Genomic DNA, 20,907 nt, shown 5'->3' with positions numbered 1-20,907 from the left:
ATCAACCACTAACATGATACGCATCAACAATTTACAAAAGAATTTCGGCACAAAAAAAGCCGTAGATATAGAGAACTACACCATCGGGCAAGGCGATATGCTGGGACTGGTAGGCAACAACGGTGCAGGCAAGACCACCCTCTTCCGGCTTATTCTTGACTTACTGCAGGCAGACCGGGGCAATGTAACCATCAATGACATTGACGTCAGCAAAAGCGAGGACTGGAAGAACTTCACGGGAGCCTTTATAGACGACGGTTTCCTGATAGACTACCTCACCCCCGAAGAATACTTCTACTTCATCGGTAAGATGTACGGTCTGAAGAAAGAGGAGGTAGACGAACGCCTGCTTCCCTTCGAACGCTTCATGAACGGCGAAGTGATGGGGCAAAAAAAATTCATCCGCAACTATTCTGCCGGAAACAAGCAGAAAATCGGCATCATCTCCGCTATGCTACATCACCCGCAACTGTTGATTCTGGATGAACCGTTCAACTTCCTTGACCCCAGTTCACAGTCTGTAATCAAACACTTGCTGAAAAGATACAATGAAGAGCACGGAGCCACCGTCATCATTTCCAGCCATAACCTGAATCACACAGTGGACGTTTGTCCACGTATTGCATTGTTAGAAAACGGCGTTATTATCCGCGATATACGAAATGAGAACAACTCTGCCGAGCAGGAATTGGAAGCTTACTTCAACGTCGGTGTGGAGGAAGAAGCCGTGGTAGAAGAAACGGTAGTAGAAGCAGCCGTAGAAGAAATAACGGAAAAAGAAGATAAAACGGTAGAAGAAAAAAATTCGGAAGCATGAAAAAATATCTTTCTTATATAGTAGCTCTTACCATCATATTGATAGGTCTAAGTTCCTGCCATACTTCCGCGCCACGCCTGGACTACAAAGCCCTGGCGCAGGCATCCGTCCGTTTGGGAGTGGATATTGAACTGCAGGACAACCACAAGCTGTACATCCATGCCTCCGAATGGATAGGCACCCCCTATCGTGCAGGCGGTGACAGCAAGCGTGGAACGGACTGCTCCGGACTGGTATCGCAACTGTATAAGAAAGTTTACCACACCCGTCTGTCGAGAAGCACAGACGGGCAACTGAAAGAGAGCAGCAAAATCTCCCGCCGCAACTTGCGTGAGGGAGATTTGGTGTTCTTCACCAGCCGTGCTTCCCGCAAAAAAGTAGCCCATGTGGGTATTTACCTCAAGGACGGCAAGTTTATCCATGCCAGTACCAGCCAGGGAGTCATAGTCAGCAACCTCCGGGAAAAATATTACACCCAACACTGGCTCTGCGGAGGAAGAATAAAATGATACTAATTTTTCCCCTTCTTGTGATTTTCTTTACTCTTTCCCGACTGATAGTCCAGAAACAATTAAAAGAAGAAAGCAATGAAGAAACTTTTAGGCATCCTCTTATTCATCAGCATTGCGCTGAGTGCCAATGCACAACTTTTATGGAAAGTATCCGGTAAAGGATTAGAGAAACCATCCTATATTTTCGGTACTTACCATCTCTCTCCACTCAGCATCAAGGACAGCATCGCCGCCATGCCGCAGGCCATGAACGAAACCACCCAAGTCTACGGTGAGGTCGTGATGAGCGAAATGGCGACTCCCGCCTTCATGCAAAGCATGCAACAGCAGATGATGATGCCCAAAGACACCACGCTGCAAAACCTCTTTACTCCCGAGCAATACGAAGAAGTGGGTAAAGTTGTAAAAGAGAATATGATGGTAGACATCGCCATGCTTGCTCAACTGAAACCGGCTGCCATCAACCAGCAGCTTGTCGTCCTGCTCTACATGAAACACACTCCGGGCTTCAACCCGCAAGAACAGCTCGACACTTACTTCCAGCAGCAGGCCGGACAGCAAGGCAAGAAAGTTGGCGGTCTGGAAACAGCCCAGTCACAAATAGACATTCTGTTCAACAGCCAGACGCTGCAACGCCAGGCAAACCTCCTCTACTGCGCTATCAGTGACATCGAGAAAGGTATCGAGCAAAGCAAGCGCCTGATTGCCGCTTATGAAAAGCAGGACCTGGATGCCATGCTGCAACTGATGGAAGAGCGCGACGGCAATTCATGCGACCCGCTGCCTGGAGAGATGGAAGCCATGCTGGACAACCGCAACAAGGCATGGGTTGAAAAGATGCCTGCTATCATGACAGAAGCCCCTACCCTTTTCGTAGTCGGCGCCGGACACCTGCCCGGAGACAATGGAGTGTTGAACCTTCTGAAACAACAAGGATATACGATAGAAGCCATGAAATAAATCCTCTAACAATTCTCTCTAACAACTTTTAATGGCAAGCTATACAAAGCGTGACGGTCAAATACCATCACGCTTTGTTTGCATATACACTTTATTCTCCTCATCATATCGTACATCCAAAAAAAATATACTACTTTTGCACCAAAGTCTTGGCAGTTATAGTGATAACGGCCATTTTTGACTTGATTCGATAAGAACGCAAGAAGCGAAAGTTATTATCCCTGCCTATTCGGAATCTGGAAAATTCAATAAACGTCATGGGATGATAGCAACAGTTTCTTCACGTCTATGTTATTATATACTTAGGCGTGGGGACTGTTGTCTATTTATGACGTGGGCATTTTCCAGAGCCTCGAATGCAGATAGGCAATAACAGTCCTCGCGCTTTTTATATAATAACCTTCGTCAATGGGGACAGACGAAATGAAAGACACCGCGTATGCATCTTACATTATTTGGAGAAGTACAGTTATTTCTGTTAATTGCCGTTACATCTGCAAGCTTTCTATACTGGATAAATCATAAATACAAAAGTCTGAACAGACAGATTATCCGGGCAATAGACATTCCAGTATATCTGCTGAACAGACAAGGTATTGTCGTAAAACTACTTAATACACCTACCGAAAAGGCAAACAGACTTCCGTTCCTGAATCCGGGAGTTCTAAATATCAATAATTTAGTGACAGATGCCGATGAATGCCGGAAATACATGACGTCGCTGTTACGCGTACTGAATACCCGCACTTCGGACAGCCTGACCCTAAAGATAAGAATAGAAAGTGGTGAGAAACTATATATCGCAGTGCGCATGGTCTACCTCAACAGAAATTATGTCATAGCCTTCATACGCGACATTACGGAAGATGAAGTCCAACGCCGGGAAAACGAAAAATACCGTTTCTTCCTTGAAAGTATTCTGGAGAACCTTCCCATCGCCACGACAGTAAAAGACAAAAACGATGAAGGACGCTACCTGATATGGAACAAAAAAGCGGCAGAGATGATGGAAGTCCCCGCTGAGGATATTGTGGGACACTATGAAGAGGAGTTCAAACCCCTAATGCAAGATAATTTCATCCAAGAGACAGACAAAGAAGTTGAAGAGTCGGAAACTCCCCAGTCCTACATCAAACACTTTGTCAATCCCAAAGGCAGAGAGTATATTCTGTCGTTTCACAAAACGCTGGTGTCCTACAACAAAGGGAAAGAGAGGTGGATTGTCAGTTCTGCACTGGACATCACCGAACTGCTGGCAGCCAAAGAGAAAGCAGAAGAAGCCAACCGCCTGAAATCGGCTTTTCTTGCCAATATGAGCCACGAGATACGCACTCCGCTAAACGCCATTGTCGGCTTCTCCTCCATACTTTCCGATGCAATACAAGACGAAGATACAAAGGAATACATACATATCATCGAAGAAAACACCCAGCTGCTGCTGCAACTGATTAACGATATTCTCGACCTGTCACGCATCGAAGCTGGCATTCTCGAATTCACAGAAGGAGATATGGATGTAAACAAGACGCTTGATGAAATGCAGACGATGGCAAAACTGAAACTTCCGTCCGAAGTCAGTATACGTCTCCTGCCCGGTGCGGATTACTGTATTATTCACACAGTCCCCAAACGGGTAAGACAAGTACTGAACAATTATCTGTCAAACGCCCTCAAGCATACGGAAGAAGGTTTCATCGACATTGGTTATCACCTGCCGCAAGAAGACAGGATTCGCTTCTTTGTCCGTGATACCGGTTGCGGCATTCCTCCTGAAAAGCAAAAGGATGTATTCGAACGCTTTGTCAAGCTAAACAGTTTTAAACAAGGCACGGGTCTCGGACTCTCCATCTGCACCATGATTGCCGAGAAAATGAACGGAAAAGTGGGCGTCAGCTCTATTCCGGGGAAAGGTTCCGAATTCTGGTTCGAAATACCCTATCAGCCTGCCGGAAGCCAACCTGCATAGAAAAGCCCGCCACTGACATGAACTCTGTCAACGACGGGCAACCTAAACCATCACCGATGCTATCCTGACTCACAATACCTATCGAAGCCTAAATCGCAGTTTTCCACTCTGCACCAGTTCTTCATGAGTGATACGATATCGGGACAGTTTTTTTCCTCCCAGTTCCATTTCACGGATATAAAGCGACTCTGCCGACGGGCGTTCCGTCTCTATCACCAGTTGGTCGCGTCCCCAATACTTAGGGTCGAGCTTTATGGTCACCTTATCAAATACCGGAGTAGACAGCGTATAAGCCGGTTCTCCGGGACAATCCGGATAAAAGCCCATCATATTGAAGATAGCCCAAGCGGACATCGTTCCGGTATCATCATTGCCGGGAATTCCGTCGGGGGCATTCTTGAAATACTTCTGCAAAAGGCGGTGCAGCTCTTTCTGCGTGCGCCACTCCTCACCCTTGAAATAAGAAAAAAGATGGGCGTATGCAATGTCCGGTTCGTTGGCAGGGTCGTACAGTCCTTCGTCGAACACACGCTGAAGCTTGTCTACGAACGGCTTCTTTCCACCCATGAGCCGGGCAAGCCCTTTCACATCGTGGGGAACATAGAAAGTATAGTTCCAGGCACAACCTTCGTGAAATCCGGGGTTCGGCTCAAAGTTCTCTCCCTGCCTCGGGTCGAAAGGAGCATAGAATTCACCGTTAGGCAGGATAGGACGGAAAGTACCGTACTCCTTACAGTAATAATGCTTGTAGCCCAGCGAACGTTCGTGGAACAGACGGGCATCCTCCTTCTTGCCAAGCGCAGCGGCTATGCGCGACAAAGCATTGTCGGCAATATAGTATTCCAGGGCATGCGAAACGGAATTGTCATACTGCTCCCGCAGGGGCACATATCCCAATGACACGTAGTCGTCATTGTCCGGACGGAGCAGATTCTCCGCTCCCGGCAGGGTGGCTCCCTTGCACATGGCCTCGTAGGCCAGTTCTATATCAAAGTCGCGCAGACCTTTCAGCCAGGTGTCGACGATGACGGGAATGGAAGGGTCACCTTCCATGGTCAGCGTCTCACGTCCGTAGAGTTCCCATTTGGGAAGCCAGCCGTGTTCGCGGTACATGTCGAGCATGGAGCGCACCATCTGCAATTGCCGTTCGGGATATACCAGCGTAAGAAGCTGGTGCACATTGCGGTAAGTGTCCCACAAAGAAAAGACGGTATAACGGTCGCCTTGGGTAGTCAAAATCTTATCACTCTCCATAGCGGGATATTCCCCGTTCACATCCTGCAGGATATTGGGATGTATCAGCGTATGATAGAGTGCCGTATAAAAAACGGTTTTCTGTTCCTCCGTACCTCCTTCTACAAGGATGCGCGAAAGGTCATCGTTCCAGCGGCGACGGGCTTCTTCCAGCACTTGACCGAAGTTCTTTCCCTGCTGCTCGGTATCCAGATTGAGGCGGGCATTCTCCATGCTCACAAAAGAGACTCCCATCTGTACTTCCACCTGCTCGCCTTCTTCGGTATCGAATGTAAGATAGGCGCCGATATCATCTCCCGCCAGTTCCTTCTGGTAGCGGGTGTAAAGTTTGTAGCGTCCGTTATCGGGGTCCCATTCGGCCTCTACACCGGTCATGGGGCGCTGCTTCTTCCAGTAGCCCGAAGCGGCGGGCTGCTTGTTGACACGCATCACAAAGTAGATGGGAAAAACGGCTTGTGGGTTGTAGCAGAAAGTACCCAGCAGCTTCATACCTTCAAACTCGCATTTACCCGTCTGGCGCAGAAAAGCTCCCGATTCATTGGTCAGGCCTTCGCCCAGGTTCAGCAGCACATGGCTCTGCCCGGCAGGAAAGGTGAAACGCGCCACACCCGTGCGAGGAGTTGCCGTCACTTCCGTCTTCACATTGTAGCGGGTCAGGAAGTTGCTGTAATATCCGGGGGATGCCTGCTCGTCCTTATAGCGGCTTCCATATTCCTTATAATCTACGGACAGCTCTCCCGTAGTGGGCATCAGCAGCAGAGAACCCAATTCCGGACAGCCCACACCGCTCAAATTGACATGCGAGTATCCGGTAAAGAAACAATTGTGATACTCATAGGGAGTAGACCACCAGCGGGCATCTTTATCGTATTTGTTGTCCTCCGAACCCATCACGTTGAAGGGCACTACGGACATCATTCCATTGGGACAGACGGCTCCCGGATTCGTGGTACCGAAGTTGGTGGTACCGACAAAAGGATTCACATAGTCCGCAGGATGCTTCTCCGCAGCCATAGATGCCGTGAGCATTCCAAAGGAGATGATACAGAAAGTAATCAGTCGTTTCATAATATAGTAAGGATTTGTTCTTTATTAGTTAGTGAGCACGCTACCCATGCCGGTGTCATTGCATGCACTCTGCAAAGTTATTGCAAACGGTCTGCAGTGACACTGCAAACTACTTTGCAGTAGCGCTGCAACAGTTTTGCAGTGACGCTGCATCAGCTTTGCAGTGGCGCTGCAACGGCTTTGCAGTAGCACTGCAAAAAGCATGCAGTATCTTTGCAGTGACATTACACTAAGTATAAGACAGTTACGGCAGACGCTTTTCAGCAATACCAAGCACCCGCCAACTGCTTGGTGCTTACAAAATACTTGTGCGCTTCGTGAACTCCAGAATCTCGCGGATATAGCCAAAAGCAAGCCCCACTACCGTATCGGCTGCACCGTAGTATACAGCTACACGTTCTCCATCCTGCAATGCTGCGCAAGGGAACACCACATTGGGTACATCGCCTGCCAGTTCGTATGGAGCAGCCGGCGCAAGCAGATACTCACGGGTGCGGTAGAGCAACTTGGCAGGATTGTCCTTATCCAGAATAGCTGCTCCCATGGAGTAACGGAAACCGTTACAAGTGGTTATCACGCCATGATAGAACATCAGCCAACCCTCGTCCGTGAGGAACGGTACCGAACCTGCCCCTATCTTGGTACACTGCCAGGCACTTTCGGGGAAAGGCGTAGGAGCCATCACATGGCGGTGTTCGCCCCAGAATTTCATGTCAGGGCTGAAGCTAATGTAGATGTCGCCAAAAGGAGTATGTCCGCTATCGCTGGGACGGCTCAAGAGCGCATATTTGCCATCGAACTTCTGAGGCAACAACACACCGTTGCGGTTGAAAGGCAAGAAAGCATTCTCGCACTGGAAGAACTCCTTGAAATCGAAAGTATAGCCGATGCCGATGGTGGGGCCGTAGTAGCCGTTGCACCACGTAATCCAGTAGCGGTCCTCAATCCATGTCACGCGCGGATCGTATTTATATTCGGACTCTATCATGTCCGTATTCCCGGCCTTGAACTTGATTGGCTCATGCTCTATTTCCCAGTGGATGCCGTCCTTGCTGAAACCGGCAAAGATATTCATCTGCACCGCCCGGTTGTCACAACGGAACACACCGGCATAACCATCCTTAAACGGAACCACCGCACTGTTGAAAATGCTGTTCGACGACGGAATATGGTAGCGGTCTATTACGGGATTCTCCGAATAACGCCACATTACATCCTTACAGCCTGCCGGCCGTTCTTCCCAAGGCATTGTGATTTTGTTGCTCATAATTGCTCTATATTATTAATTGGTTATTGTTGTTTCTTCTCATCGGCATACGTAAATGGTATGAAGTACGTAATGAGGAACGCCGGAATGGTGGCAAACAGCGTGAAGGTAAAGAACGCCTCGTACCCCAACCAGTCGCTGACAAAACCGCTGATTGTGCCCGGCAACATCACACCCAGATTCATGATGCCCGAAGCAAAGGCATAATGTGCCATCTGGTGCTTTCCCGGCGCCACCTGCTGCATCATGAACAAAGTCAGTCCCACAAAACCAAAACCATAACCGAAGTACTCGAGCACGATGGCACTACCTATCAGCAACCCGCTTTCCGGCTGGTACATGGCAAGCAGGGTATACGCTACAAAAGGCAGATTGAAGATGCAGCACAGAGAGAACAGCGTCCGCCGCAATCCCCGGTGCGAAATGTAATAGCCTGCCAACAGTGACCCCAGCACAAAGGCTGCCGCCCCATAAGTGCCGTAGTACAAACCTATCTGCTGCTCATTCAGTCCCAAGCCACCTGCCGAACGCTCCGCCTTCAAGAAAAGAGGGACAATCTTCATGACAAAACCCTCGGCAAGGCGATAAAGGATAATGAACGCTATATAGTACCAGATGTGCTTCTTCAAGAAGAAATCCTTGATTACCGCCACCAACTGCTCCCACGTCTCTCTTGCCGACTTGGCGCCGGATGCGGCCGCACCGCCCGATGGCAGCATGCGCATGTGGTAGAAGCCAAGCAGCAGCATCACCGCCGCCAATATCAGCATCACCGTCATCCATGCATGCCGGGTAGCCTCGTGGCGGACTGCCTCTGTGGCACCCTCCACCCCACCGAAACCTACCAGCAAGGCACCTGCCAGCCAGACCAACCCGCCGGACGCCACAATCTTCGCTATATTGTAGAAGGCTCCCTGCCAACCGATATACTTGGCCTGGTCCTGCTTGTTCAGTTCCGACATGTAGACACCATCCGTAGCCACATCGTGCGTGGCTCCGCTGAAAGCAATCACTGCCAGCAGCGCAATGCATATCGCAAAAAAGAACGGTAACTGCAACGCCAAAGCCACCAGAGCAAAACCTGCTCCGGTAACCATCTGCGTCAGTACCACGAAAAACTTCTTCGTCTTGAACATTTCAAGGAACGGACTCCAAAGGAACTTCAGCGTCCAGGGCATCATGATGAGCGACGTCCACAGAGCAATCTGCGCGTCACCGATACCCATCCCCTTGAACATCAGCACAGAAACCATGTTCAGCACCACGAACGGCAATCCCATGGCGAAATATACGGTGGGGACCCACGATATAGGATTATGATTTTTTCGGCTCATCCCTTCTGTATATTATCTGTGTCACTTCAACGGTTCACTGCCCATAGTCAGCTCCAGCGTACCGCCGTCCACTATATCCTGATGCGTGAAGAATGGAGTCTCCAACTTATTGCCGTTCAGCACAATGCTCCGCACATACTTGTTGTCGCGGCTGTTGTTGTGGGCTATCACCTTGAACGACTTGCCGTCTTTCAGATGAACGGTCGCCTCGTTGAACAGCGGGCGTCCGATGGAATATACCGGCTTGCCGGGGCATACCTGATAGAAGCCCATCGCATTCAGAATGTACCATGCAGACATCTGTCCGCAGTCTTCATTGCCCGAAAGTCCGTCGGGGTTGTTGAAGTAAAGCGTATGCAGCACCTCATCCACAATCTCCTGCGTACGCCAGGGCTGGCCTACGTAGTTGTAGAGATGGGCAATGTGATGGCTTGGCTCATTGCCGTGGGCATACTGACCTATCAGACCGGAAATATCCACCGAGGTCGATTCACCTTCCAGCTTGGAATCGGCCGTGAACAGAGAATCCAACTTGCCGATGAAGGCGTCGCGTCCTCCCATCAGTTCTACCAATCCGTCCACATCGTGGGGAACGAACCAAGTCCACTGCCATGCCGTACCTTCGCAATAGTCATCGTTACGGTGATTGGAAGCGCGGGGGTTGAAAGGCGTACGCCAGTTGCCCTCACTGTCCAGTCCGCGCATGAAGCGGGTACTCGGATCGAAATAAACTTTATATCCCTCGGCAAAGGCCGCATACTTATCGCGGTTGGCTTCGTCGTCCAAGGCACCTGCCAGTACGGAGATGCACCAGTCATCGTAAGCATATTCCAGTGCTTTTGCCACGGACTCATTGTCCTTATCGCAAGGCACGTAGCCAATCTTGTTCTTCCAGTACTTGGCCTGCGGCATCAGATGCGGCACAACCAAAGGATGGGTGATAATACCCGTCGTATCGTATTCTGCCGTACGGAGGCAAGCCTTGTAAGCCTCCTGCACGTCGAAGTTACGGTATCCCTTTACATAAGAATCCGCTATGAGGGAGGCTGCATGATAACCAATCATGGTACCCGTATAGTTTCCGGCCAGTTCCCACATAGGCAGGACGCCGCCCTCGCGGGACTTCTGGATGAGCGAACGGATGAAAGCCTCGTTCAGTTCAGGATCAATAATCGTCATCAGCGGATGATAGGCACGGAAAGTGTCCCATAAAGAGAAAATGGTGTAGATAGGCTCGTCCACCCTGCCTTGATGGGGCTTCAAGTCCATACCAAAGTAACGTCCGTCAGCATCGGTAAACAAGTTGGGCTGCATACCCGTGTGGTAAAGTGCCGTGTAGAACATGGTACGCTGGTCGTTGTCCTTCGTATCGATGTCAATCTTGGAAAGATAAGTGTTCCACTGCTGGCGGGCAGCACGGCGCACACCGTCAAAATCCCATCCGGAGATTTCGGCTTCCACATTCTTGCGGGCACCGTCCATATCCACGGCAGACACACCTACCTTTACCAATACCTCCTCATTGGGCTCCGTCTGGAATTGCAGTAAAGCTTTAGCTGTAGGCAGAAGCGGACCGCCTTCGTCCAATGCCATGGAGTCCGTGACCAGCGTATAGGTAAATGGTTTGGAGAATTTAGCGTAGAAGTTGATATACTGGTCGAAAGCCCAATATACAGTCTTCTTGCGTCCACGGATTTCAGTATCGCTGATTACTTCCAGCTCCATCTGTTCATTCTTCTGGCGCTGGATACTGTAATCCAGGTCGAGGATAAAACCTGCATCTTCCGCTTTCGGGAAGGTATAGCGATGAATCGCCGCACGTTTGGTAGAGGTCAGTTCGGCTTTCACCCCGTAGCGGTCCAAAAATACGGAATAATATCCCGGTTCGGCTGTTTCATTCTCGTGGGAAAAGGCAGAGGCGTACGCCATCTGCTGGCTCTTCGAGCCCATGGAGTGGTAATCCTGCCGACCTACAGTGGGCATCAGCAGCACATCCCCGTAATCGGCACAACCCGTACCGCTGACGTGGGTATGTGAAAATCCGTTGATAGTAGTATCTGCATAGTAATATCCGGAGCAGGCATCCCACTCGTAGATACGCGTGTCGGGGCTGGGCTGAATCATCCCGTTGGGAACTACCGCTCCGGGATAGGTATGCCCATGTCCACCCGTACCGATGAACGGATTGACGTAAGACGCATAGTCCGGTGCCGTCTGGGTACAGCTGCAAACCGCCCCCAGCAGAAAAAGTCCACCCAACAGTATGGAACTAGATTTCATGTTTTTCTTCATATTGTTTATTGTATAAGTAGGTGTATAGCTTCATAATAGAATCTTGTTATATGAGAATGCTTGAGGAGGGCCGCCCTATTACTTTGAGCAAAGCCCTCCTTTGTTTCATGTATGAAAAGGTTCAAGCATCCGTTTTCCGAAACCTCAGTTTACGGAAAACACGGCATCAGCGTACCTTCTTCATCGTATAGTTCTCACTCACGAAGTAAGGAACATCGGGGAAGATGTCGGTCTCAATCTCACCGCCTACATACTTATAGGGATTGATAGCCCATCTGTTGCCCAAGCCATAGATATGCATATCACCGTTAGGAGCAATAGCACCATCCATATAGTAATCATCATAGTTAGGATATGCTTTCCACTGGAAATTCTTGCTGTAAGTACCGAAATGCATCTTGTAGGTAGCAGGGTCTTCAGCATCGCCCTCATGAATGGTTTGCGGATAGATGAGCAGTGCACCGTTATAGTAATCGCAATGCATCGGATACTTACCGGTGATTTCGGGGAAAGTACCCCAGTTGTAAACCACATATCCGGTACCTTCTTCATCCTTCTCTATAATTACATTCTTCTCAAACTCCTGACTGCCTTTCCAATCCCACCAGCGAGGATTGCCTTCTTCATCCACATAGGTAAAGAGAGAGTTACTGGAAGTTACTTTCCACTCGCCGACCAAATCTTCATAACCCAACATTTTGCCCTGATAAGCTTCACCGATACGGCTCCAGTACTTGCCGCTCCACTCCACTTCATCATCAAAAAGTACTTTACTTATTTCCGAAAGCAACGTATAATACTGATACACCAGCGGTTTGGGATTGTAGAACATCTGAATGCCATAACCTTCATCTTTCACTTTCTGGAATTTGCTCTTGTCAAATCCACTCCAACCTCCGTTCAACTCATCATTAATCTTCCAAGGCAGCGGAGCATACTTGGATTTGGGCAGGTTCTCAAAATGAGACTCTTCACGGCCAAAGGCTCCCTCGGGATTCTGATTCTGGTAGTAACCGTAGGTCATATAGTCCACAATGTCACCTACCTTCATACCCTCTACCTCACCGTCTGGAGAGTCGAGCGAACCATATTCATACACACCAATCAACTTGTTGCCAAATACCTGGCGGCACTCATAAACCAAACGCGCGAAGTTGGCACGTGAGCGTGTTTCGAAGCCGGGACCGGGATTGGAGTTGTTGTAGTTGGTGTACTCATCATCAAAGTCGATGCCATCCAAACCATAAATATCCAAGTAGGCTTTCAGTTCCTTGGCAAAGTCTTTGGCAGCAGCTTCCGAAAGGTTACCCATACCAGCCTCGTCATGGTTGCCAAGAATAGTCATAGCCACCTTAATGCCCTTAGCCTGCAAAGGACGGATGAACTTATCCGCATTTCTCAGCAAGAAGGAAACCTGGTCATTGCAGAAAACATGTACGCGACCGGTCTTGCTATCCACATTGATGTTGGCAGCAAAAATGCTGACTACATCAAAGAAAGGCTTTCCGTTGCTCTTCATGGTATATTCACCCATATTCAAGATGTTCTCGTCATTTACTTCCACAAAGCAATGTGTAAGTATATCACCCTTACTGATACTCTCAGGAATAGCAGCCAAAGGCTTTACCAAGTAAATATATTCCTGATTGTTTGTAGAAACTTCCACACCGTTATTGGCAGATGCAGAAACGGCAACAGCATAAGTCTGTCCGATTGTGCCTCCGGCATTGATATTCAGTTCCACAGAAGCCGACTTCTGTTCGCCCGCCTTGATAGTGGCAGTTCCACCGTTCGCCAGGCTCAGCTTATCGGCGGGATACATTTTATAGCTTGTTCCATTCTTCTTATTGTAAGCCTCCAAAACGTCTTCGTCCACTTTGAAGGTCACCGTAACATCCTGCTCTGCAGCTTTGCTCAGTTCAAAATAGAGATGTCCGGTAGCAACCTTGTCGCCAAAAACAGAAATCGGAGTAAGTTCACGTGCACCGGCGGCAGACTTTACATAGCCATACACGCCATCCACAGTATCCAGCTTGTCACTGTTGCCGGTGTTGATGACAACATCATCTTCACAACCGGTGAAGCATATTCCTGCACATGCAAAAGCCATTGCCAGCAAGCCTGATTTTACATGATTCATATATTTCATAATCAATATCTTTTTATTTGAATTAAGGTATAACTAAATTATTTAGCGGGCAGTTCCACAGCAGTCCAAGTCAATGATTCCACTGCAGTAGCATTGTTCTCATTTCCGCTATAATCGTGAATGGCAGTACCGGCGCCCTCATCGAACTTCCAGTAAGAAACCAGTCCGTCAGCATCCGGCTCTACCTGGTAGAAGTGGTCCTTTGCATTGATTTCTGCTGATGTCAACACCTTGTTCCAGATACGCACCTCTGAGATATTACCTTCCAACCAACGGTCACGATTGTATGAATGGCCAATCCAGAATCCGTTACCTTCATCGGTCATGGTCTGGCCCCAGTTCACGACTCCGCAGTCCAAAGTAGTCTCCAGCATATTCTTACCATTGATGTAGATTATAACTGTTTTTGCATCCGCATCGTAGGTCACAGCGATATGTGTCCATTCGTTTGTCGGAATAACCAGACTCTCATCGGTCACATTGCCGCTACTTGTAGCCACCTGCAACTGGTTTTGAGGAATTCCGGCATCACCGATGCGGAGCAGGAACTTACCTTCGATACCCATAATGGAAGTCAGCATCTTGTCAAACTTGCTTACACGAATCAACGCTTCTGCCGTCAGCTTATTCATATTATTGGCTACATCTGGATTGGTCCAAGTTACGTAAACCAGATTCTTGGTAATATCAGGAACCGTATTAATCAATGCGGCACCCTTCAGCACGTAGTACATGGTACCGGAGCTCTTCAAGACTCCGATGCTTGCCTGGTCTACCGTAACCGGCAATACATATACCTTCTCACGGTCCAGCTCCGTCAAGTTCTTGAAGCTGACAGTGATGTCGTCTGAAATGACAGCACCGGCCAAAATGGTAGCCTGCGGAGTTTCTACCGTATAATAGTTTTCCGGCAGAGCCTCGGCTGTGTCATAATAGGTAGCGTTATAAGTAGCTACCAGTGAAGGGTCCGCCTTCAAGGCAATAGTTATATCCTGCGATTCAGGACGAGCCATTGAAATCCGGAATGAACCTTCCGTATCGGAAACAGTGTTTTTCAACAACACAGTACTGGTCATCGCCGAGCCGTTGATATACACCTGATTATCGAAATTCTCAACGTCATTATCATTACAAGCAGCAAATACACCTGCCAATAATGCCATCGATACTAAATATATACTTTTCAGTTTCATGATATTCTTTTATTTTTTAGGAGCAGGATTCATAATATTGATAGCTTCTCTCACGTATTGATAGGTATTGGTAGCATTGTAATAATCATTCTGCATGTTCTCAATAGCCAGACCAGCTTTTGTAAACTCTGCAGACGGTTCTGTCACCCAATAAGCAGCTTCCGACAGAGCTCTCAAAGCATTGTAATATCCGGTAGTCTTATCTGTTGTATCCAGAGAGACGGTAGATGCCGATACAATGAAGCGGTCAGCCGGAACACCGTCTGCCATCAAGGCCTGAAGCGCTTCTATCCCCAGTTGGGCAACATCCGTGACATCATTTGTAATCAAGATGATATGGTCACAAGAAGAGAGCACAGACTGGCCTATCAGGTTGGCAGGATACCCCTGGAACACCAGTTGCTTACCTGAATTGGCACTCTTCCAGTTGGATATCACACCGAAGAAAGTATCCTGATTTGCCTTTGCTTCAGCCTTGTCGGCTTCGGACATGTAGATAGGATTGCTACCACGATACTCGGCTACAATACCGTCGAAAGGTGCTTCAAGAGCTATCAGTCTGTTCAGCTCAGCCGACAGATAAGCCGAGAATGCAGATGTTTCTGTTCCTTCTTTCACCTTGTCGGTATGTTCCTTCAAGATATTGTCATAGCTGATGGAATAGAATACTTTCGTTCCCTTCTCATGTACATTTGCAATATCTTCCAATTCGAATTCCGCCAAATCGGGAGTAGTTGCGATAATTACGTCCAGGCTGTCGGGAACATCCGACATGTGCTGCCCGCGGCTGAAAGGAACTTTCTCACTATTATCAAACCAGCCGTATACAATCTTATGGTCAGAATTCTTGTATTCCTGCAAGTTCTTCAGATACTTGGCATACAGTTCGGGAGACTGTTCGTCGATTCCGGGTTCTTTCAGTTTAATACTCTCTGAATCCGTCCAGTCGGAGCAGGCAGACAATGCCAATACGGAAAAAGCTGCCAGCGCGATTCCTTTGAATGATTTCTTATATAATTTCATAATTATTCAGCATTTATTGTTATTATTTGCGTGCCCACCATACGTCAGTAGCCATGTTGTCCGGTCCACCCAGATAGCTGTTTACTGCCTCTTGCACGTTTTCAGTATTACTTGTATATTCTTCAGAAGGATAAGGCATACGGCGTGCACCTTTCTCGCTATCAACAATTCCACCACTCAAGTTACCTTCACTGGTTGCAGGCAACAGTTTGGGATAGCCTGTACGGCGATAGTCAGCCCAAGCTTCGTTACCTAACGGCCAATTCGCAATCCACTTCTGGGTAATGATACGTTCCTGTTTTTCTTCCTTGGATGCCCCTTCATTCCACTTGACAGTAATGGCTGAAAGGTTCTTTTCATAAGTATTAAGACCGGCGGGATCTTTGTAAAGAGCAGGTACACTGCTTTCATCAGCCAGATAGCTGTCTACACCGGTAGCTCCCCACTGTTCGAAAGAGAGACGGACACCTTGTTCATAAAAATCAGCAGCGGTTCCTTTCATGTTGAAACCATAGATTGCAGTGGCTTCAGCACGCAAAAAAGCAACTTCTGCCGCATTCATCCAAAGCACGGGATCAGAAGAGGAAATCTTCACACGTGAATAATTGATGAAATACTCCTTCATCTTACTGAGGTTGATACCGCGACGTAATCCTACATAAGTCTCTCCAGGCCATTTTGATTCCTCAAAATAGCTGGCACGACGATTGTCGTTGTAACCGTTCATGTAGCAGATGATGTCGGCAGCAGGATGGGTATCACCACCTGAAGCTTCTTCATTGTAACGTACTGCCACAAACAACGGATTGCTAATTGTACCGAAATACTTCCATGTAGCATTGTCTGCATTTGTTTCAATCAGACCCAACTCGTGATTCACTGCACTTTCAGCCATTTCTTTAGCCTTAGCAGGGCTTACATTGGCAATACGGATAGCCAAACGCAGTTTCAATGAATTGGCAAACTTCACCCACTTCTGTACATTACCACTGTACACGAAATCTGCAGAAGCAACCAACGCCGCATTTCTGTTTTCAGTCAGCACCTCGATGGATTCGTCCAGTTCCTTGAAGAATGCGTTATATACTTCTTCCTGCGTATCATAAGGAATGGTAATCTTGCCATCCTGACCGATTTTAGAATAAGGAATAGGACCATACGCATCAGTCACGCGACTCATGGCAGCAACCTTTATGATTTGAGCAATGGCATAAGGAACCGGATTATTGGTATTCTCCGATACTTGTTTCACTGTGCTCAAGTTACCGTAAAGTGTTGAAATGATACGGTCACTTATCAAGAACACACGCGTCCAGTCATTTGTAGCATTAAAATTGGATATTGTATTGGACCAGCCGGCATTTGAATCGGCAAAATAACCTCCCAACGGTCCACCCAACAAACAATCAGTAAACTGTGCCGTATTGACATCTGATGAGATAACCGTACTTGCCAAGTTACTCATGGCAGAACCCAGTGCATAATCATCCGGAGTCAAATCACCCGGTTGATAAGGATTGGAGTTGATATCCATATAATTGCCGGTACAGGACATAAAGCCCATAACCAACGGAGCAACAATCAATTTATTTATAATATTTTTCTTTTTCATATCGTTTGGTATTAAAATTTAAAGCTCAAGCTAAAGCCGATGTTACGCAAAGCCGGCATCATGAAATAGTCTATTCCCTGATAAAAGTTATCGGTAGAAGCTACACTTTCGGGATCGAAAGGAGCCTTGCTGTAAATCATCCACAAGTTGCGGCCTACCAACGAAACCTTGATATCGCACACATCATTCAACAACTTTCTGGGGATGGTGTAACCCAAAGATACTTCCTGCAGACGAACATTGGTAGCAGAATAAGTGTAGTATTGGGGAACAGACGTGCCGCTACCTACTACACCGTACCATGTTTCGGGGTTTACCTTATCTCTACCATTCACCAACACGTAACCTAAATCACGTGCATCGGCAGAAGCCTCGGACACACCGTAATAGTCCAACATAGCTTGTGTACGTGAGTAAACCACACCACCCAAACGGGCTGAAATCAAGAAACCTGCTGTGAAATTCTTCCAAATGAAGTTATTACGCCAAGCCAAATTACCTTTAGGAAGTACGCTTCCCAACTTGATGTATTTATCCGGGGCCGTTATGGCTTCCGTAGCAACCGTTCCATTTTGGTCCACAAAAATCTGTCCATTGGCATCACGTTTCATATCTCGCAGTGAGTAAAGGTCACCCATGCTCCCACCTTCTTTCAGCAAGAAGCGGGCATCACCTAAGCCACCCATATTCAACGTGCTCAAAGAGAACAGCTCACCGGTAACGGGATTGATGGCATTGTCTGCCAAAGTCAGGATTTTATTCTTGTTACTGGAGAAGGTTATACCGGTATCCCATGTAAAATCTTTCCAGGTATTCTTGTAATTCAGCGACAACTCAATACCGGAGTTACGTACGGCACCAGTCTGGATATACATAGCCGACCAACCGCTGACAGGCAACTGCGGGTTGAATGTCTGGTTCATAGTCTTGGCATTGTAATATGTCACGTCCAATTCAAAGTTCTTGAGGAAACGCATGTTCAAACCGATTTCCCAAGAATTGGTACGTTCAGGTTTCAAATTGTACAACGGATATTGGGTCGTGATACTCCACTGGCCGGAACTTGAATTCCATTCATAGTGGGGATTAGCCAAATATCTGGAGAAAGCACTACCAACAGATGCCCATGAACCACGAACCTTTATAAAAGAAAGATAATCTTTGTTCAAGTTAGGCATTAACTCAGACAGTACAACAGAACCACCGACTGAAGGATAGAAGAATGATTTGCTGTTGGAGTTGGGACCTGCCAGCTGTGAAGGCCAGTCGTTACGTCCGGTCAGCGTCAAGAAGTAAGTGTTCTTGTAACCAAGCTCAGCCGAAGCGAAGAGAGACTGGGTCTGTTCACGCCATCCTTCCTGCAAACGCTGTGTCTTGCTGGCACTCAGGTTCTGGATGGCAAAGTAGTTGGTCAAACCTACCGGTTCGCCGCTGAAGGCATCGCCACCATCAGCAATCGGACCACGTGTTTTCATTGCATCCGAACGTATATCGGAGAATGAACCACCGACGTTGGCCTGGAGTGACCAATCTTCACCGAAATATTTGTTGATACTCACCAGGAAGTCTGCATACAACTGTTTGTCCTGCGTCTTGGTAATACCATAAAGACCTCGTGAAGAGCTCTCGGTGAGCTGTGTATTGGTAGAAGCATAGAACTTTTCTGTATAATCATTGTTGGAGTTATCCAAACGTACACGTCCTGAAACAGTCAGCCAGTCCAGAATCTTATAGCTCAAACCGGCATTCAGCATATAGCGGTCCTTCTTGTTCTGGCGCAGATTGCGGTAGTTAATCCAATAAGGATTCTGCATTACCATACCTTCGTCACCTACCGGCCAGTATTGCGTATAAATTTTACGGGCAGCGTCATAGCGCTCATACATGCTGATATCAGACCAGTCGTTGCTGCGCGGGAACAAATAAGCACCCACCAACGGGTTGTTGTAAGTACCCTGGTTCGTCATGTTCTGGTCATTCTGCAGAATATAGCTTGCACCGAAATCCAGAGTCATCTTGTCGTCCAGGAAAGTAGTGGTGTTACGTACCGTAAAGTTGTAACGGTTGTATTTGTTGTTGGGAACAATACCCTTGGAGTTTACAGCAGCAGCCGATGCATACGTCTGGTTTTTCTCTGTACCGGTTGACAAAGAAATGCTCTCTGTTCCTACAATACCCGTCTGGAAATAATCATCTCTCGGGCTGTAATTGTAGTTATTGGCTGCAGACAAAGGCGCTCCCCAGCTCATGGCTCCTGAAGTGCTCATCACACCACCGGTTCCCGTACCGTAACGGTTTTGGAAGCTCGGCATCACAAACGGATTGGTGAATTCAGTATTACTGCTGACAGTAAGGCTCACCTTACCTTCTTTACCTTTCTTTGTAGTAATGACAATGGCACCGTTGGCAGCTTCCGAACCATACAAGGCAGCAGCGGCGGCACCAGTCAGGACTGACATTGACTCGATGTCTTCCGGGTTGATATCGGCAATCGGTTCTGAAGATCCCTGGGAGTCGAACTCCTTACCTCCGGCAGTACCACGGCCAGAGAAAATAGGCACACCGTCAATTACATAAAGTGCATTGGAAGACTGCATGATAGATTTCGTACCACGCATCACTACCTTTGATACACCACCTACACCGGATGAAGAAGCATTGATGTTCACACCCGCTACCTTACCACTCAATGAGTTCACAAAGTTGGCATCTTTATTGGAAGTAATGGCATCTGTATTCACCTGCTGTACATTGTAGGACAATGCCTTTTCCGAACGCTTGATACCGAGTGCAGTAACCACAACTTCTTCAAGCTGTTGGGTATCTCCGGCCATCATTACATTAATCGGCGCATTACCTTTCACGGGGATTTCCTGCGTAGTATAACCGATATAAGAGAATACAATCACCGGATTCGCCTCCGTAGTGGTCAGCGTAAAGTTACCGTCGAGGTCGGTAATACACCCGTTGCTGGTACCTTTTATCAATACATTCACACCAATCAGAGGTCCCATGTCATCTGACACGACTCCGGTAATCGTCCGTTCTTTCCCTTGTTGGTTGCCCTCTTGAGGAGCAGCAGACTTTTCAGAAAGATAAACGATGTTATCCTCCACTTTATAGGAAATGTCTTTCCCTTTGAGAATAACATTCAAAGCATCTTCTATAGACGCATTGTTCACTTTGACGTTTTCTACCGGCAACGCAGCCAGTTTGTCGTCATAAAAAAATTGATACTTGGATTGAGACTTGATTTGTTCAATGACTGTCCCCAATGTGCCGCGAGACACATTCAGGTTTAACTGGGCAAAGCCCCACTGGATAGAAACTGCCATGAACAACAAAACTAATAAAGCCCGCATGAACGTCGAACTCCGAAAAGCATAATTGTCTTTCATAAACACAATTTATAGGTTATACAATAAATTACTTCGAGAGATTCATTCTCTCGCATTCCTAT

Annotated in this window: 13 protein-coding genes; 4 read left to right on the top strand and 9 right to left on the bottom strand. The window is 47.6% G+C overall.

Annotated elements, in window-relative coordinates; all coding sequences use genetic code 11:
- The first annotated feature begins 13 nt into the window (after positions 1 to 13).
- The 4 genes from DW896_RS17895 (at position 14) to DW896_RS17880 (ending at position 4,255) form a co-directional block, all read left to right on the top strand.
- Complete coding sequence (locus DW896_RS17895; protein ID WP_005828854.1) at positions 14 to 817, top strand: ABC transporter ATP-binding protein; 804 nt, start codon at positions 14 to 16, stop codon at positions 815 to 817.
- Positions 814 to 1,326, top strand: a complete 513-nt coding sequence (locus tag DW896_RS17890; protein WP_005828855.1) for a C40 family peptidase — start codon at positions 814 to 816, stop codon at positions 1,324 to 1,326. The genes DW896_RS17895 and DW896_RS17890 overlap by 4 nt, the downstream gene beginning before the upstream one ends.
- 78 nt (positions 1,327 to 1,404) lie before the next feature.
- Positions 1,405 to 2,289, top strand: a complete 885-nt coding sequence (locus DW896_RS17885; RefSeq protein ID WP_005835496.1) for a TraB/GumN family protein — start codon at positions 1,405 to 1,407, stop codon at positions 2,287 to 2,289.
- Positions 2,290 to 2,728: 439 nt separating this feature from the next.
- Positions 2,729 to 4,255, top strand: a complete 1,527-nt coding sequence (locus tag DW896_RS17880) for an ATP-binding protein (protein WP_119993602.1) — start codon at positions 2,729 to 2,731, stop codon at positions 4,253 to 4,255.
- Between the two features lie 78 nt (positions 4,256 to 4,333).
- Here DW896_RS17880 and DW896_RS17875 read toward each other — a convergent pair whose 3' ends face one another.
- From DW896_RS17875 to DW896_RS17835, 9 genes are all read right to left on the bottom strand, one after another.
- Positions 4,334 to 6,577 (bottom strand): GH92 family glycosyl hydrolase, encoded by a 2,244-nt coding sequence (locus tag DW896_RS17875; RefSeq protein WP_005835493.1) that lies wholly within the window; start codon positions 6,575 to 6,577, stop codon positions 4,334 to 4,336.
- A gap of 295 nt (positions 6,578 to 6,872) precedes the next feature.
- Positions 6,873 to 7,844, bottom strand: coding sequence for a glycoside hydrolase family 130 protein (locus tag DW896_RS17870; protein ID WP_009037046.1), 972 nt, complete (start codon positions 7,842 to 7,844; stop codon positions 6,873 to 6,875).
- A gap of 23 nt (positions 7,845 to 7,867) precedes the next feature.
- A complete protein-coding gene (locus DW896_RS17865) occupies positions 7,868 to 9,178 on the bottom strand; it encodes an MFS transporter (protein ID WP_005835491.1) in 1,311 nt (436 codons plus the stop codon).
- Between the two features lie 21 nt (positions 9,179 to 9,199).
- Positions 9,200 to 11,470: a GH92 family glycosyl hydrolase gene (locus DW896_RS17860; protein ID WP_005828868.1), complete on the bottom strand. Its 2,271-nt coding sequence runs from the start codon at positions 11,468 to 11,470 to the stop codon at positions 9,200 to 9,202.
- Positions 11,471 to 11,636: 166 nt separating this feature from the next.
- On the bottom strand, positions 11,637 to 13,619 hold the full coding sequence (locus tag DW896_RS17855) for a BT_3987 domain-containing protein (protein ID WP_009037048.1): 1,983 nt from the start codon (positions 13,617 to 13,619) through the stop codon (positions 11,637 to 11,639).
- 38 nt (positions 13,620 to 13,657) lie between these two features.
- On the bottom strand, positions 13,658 to 14,812 hold the full coding sequence (locus DW896_RS17850; protein WP_005828870.1) for a DUF1735 and LamG domain-containing protein: 1,155 nt from the start codon (positions 14,810 to 14,812) through the stop codon (positions 13,658 to 13,660).
- Positions 14,813 to 14,821: 9 nt separating this feature from the next.
- Positions 14,822 to 15,835: a glycoside hydrolase family 18 gene (locus tag DW896_RS17845; RefSeq protein WP_005835485.1), complete on the bottom strand. Its 1,014-nt coding sequence runs from the start codon at positions 15,833 to 15,835 to the stop codon at positions 14,822 to 14,824.
- Positions 15,836 to 15,857: 22 nt separating this feature from the next.
- Positions 15,858 to 17,447 carry a RagB/SusD family nutrient uptake outer membrane protein gene (locus DW896_RS17840; protein ID WP_005828876.1) on the bottom strand — a complete coding sequence of 530 codons (1,590 nt, stop codon included), beginning with the start codon at positions 17,445 to 17,447 and terminating at the stop codon, positions 15,858 to 15,860.
- Between the two features lie 11 nt (positions 17,448 to 17,458).
- On the bottom strand, positions 17,459 to 20,845 hold the full coding sequence (locus DW896_RS17835; RefSeq protein WP_009037049.1) for a TonB-dependent receptor: 3,387 nt from the start codon (positions 20,843 to 20,845) through the stop codon (positions 17,459 to 17,461).
- Positions 20,846 to 20,907: the final 62 nt, after the last annotated feature.

This window comes from Bacteroides sp. AM41-16, from assembly GCF_003603495.1.
GTDB lineage: Bacteria > Bacteroidota > Bacteroidia > Bacteroidales > Bacteroidaceae > Bacteroides > Bacteroides uniformis.
This window is presented reverse-complemented; position numbering and strand designations above follow the sequence as displayed.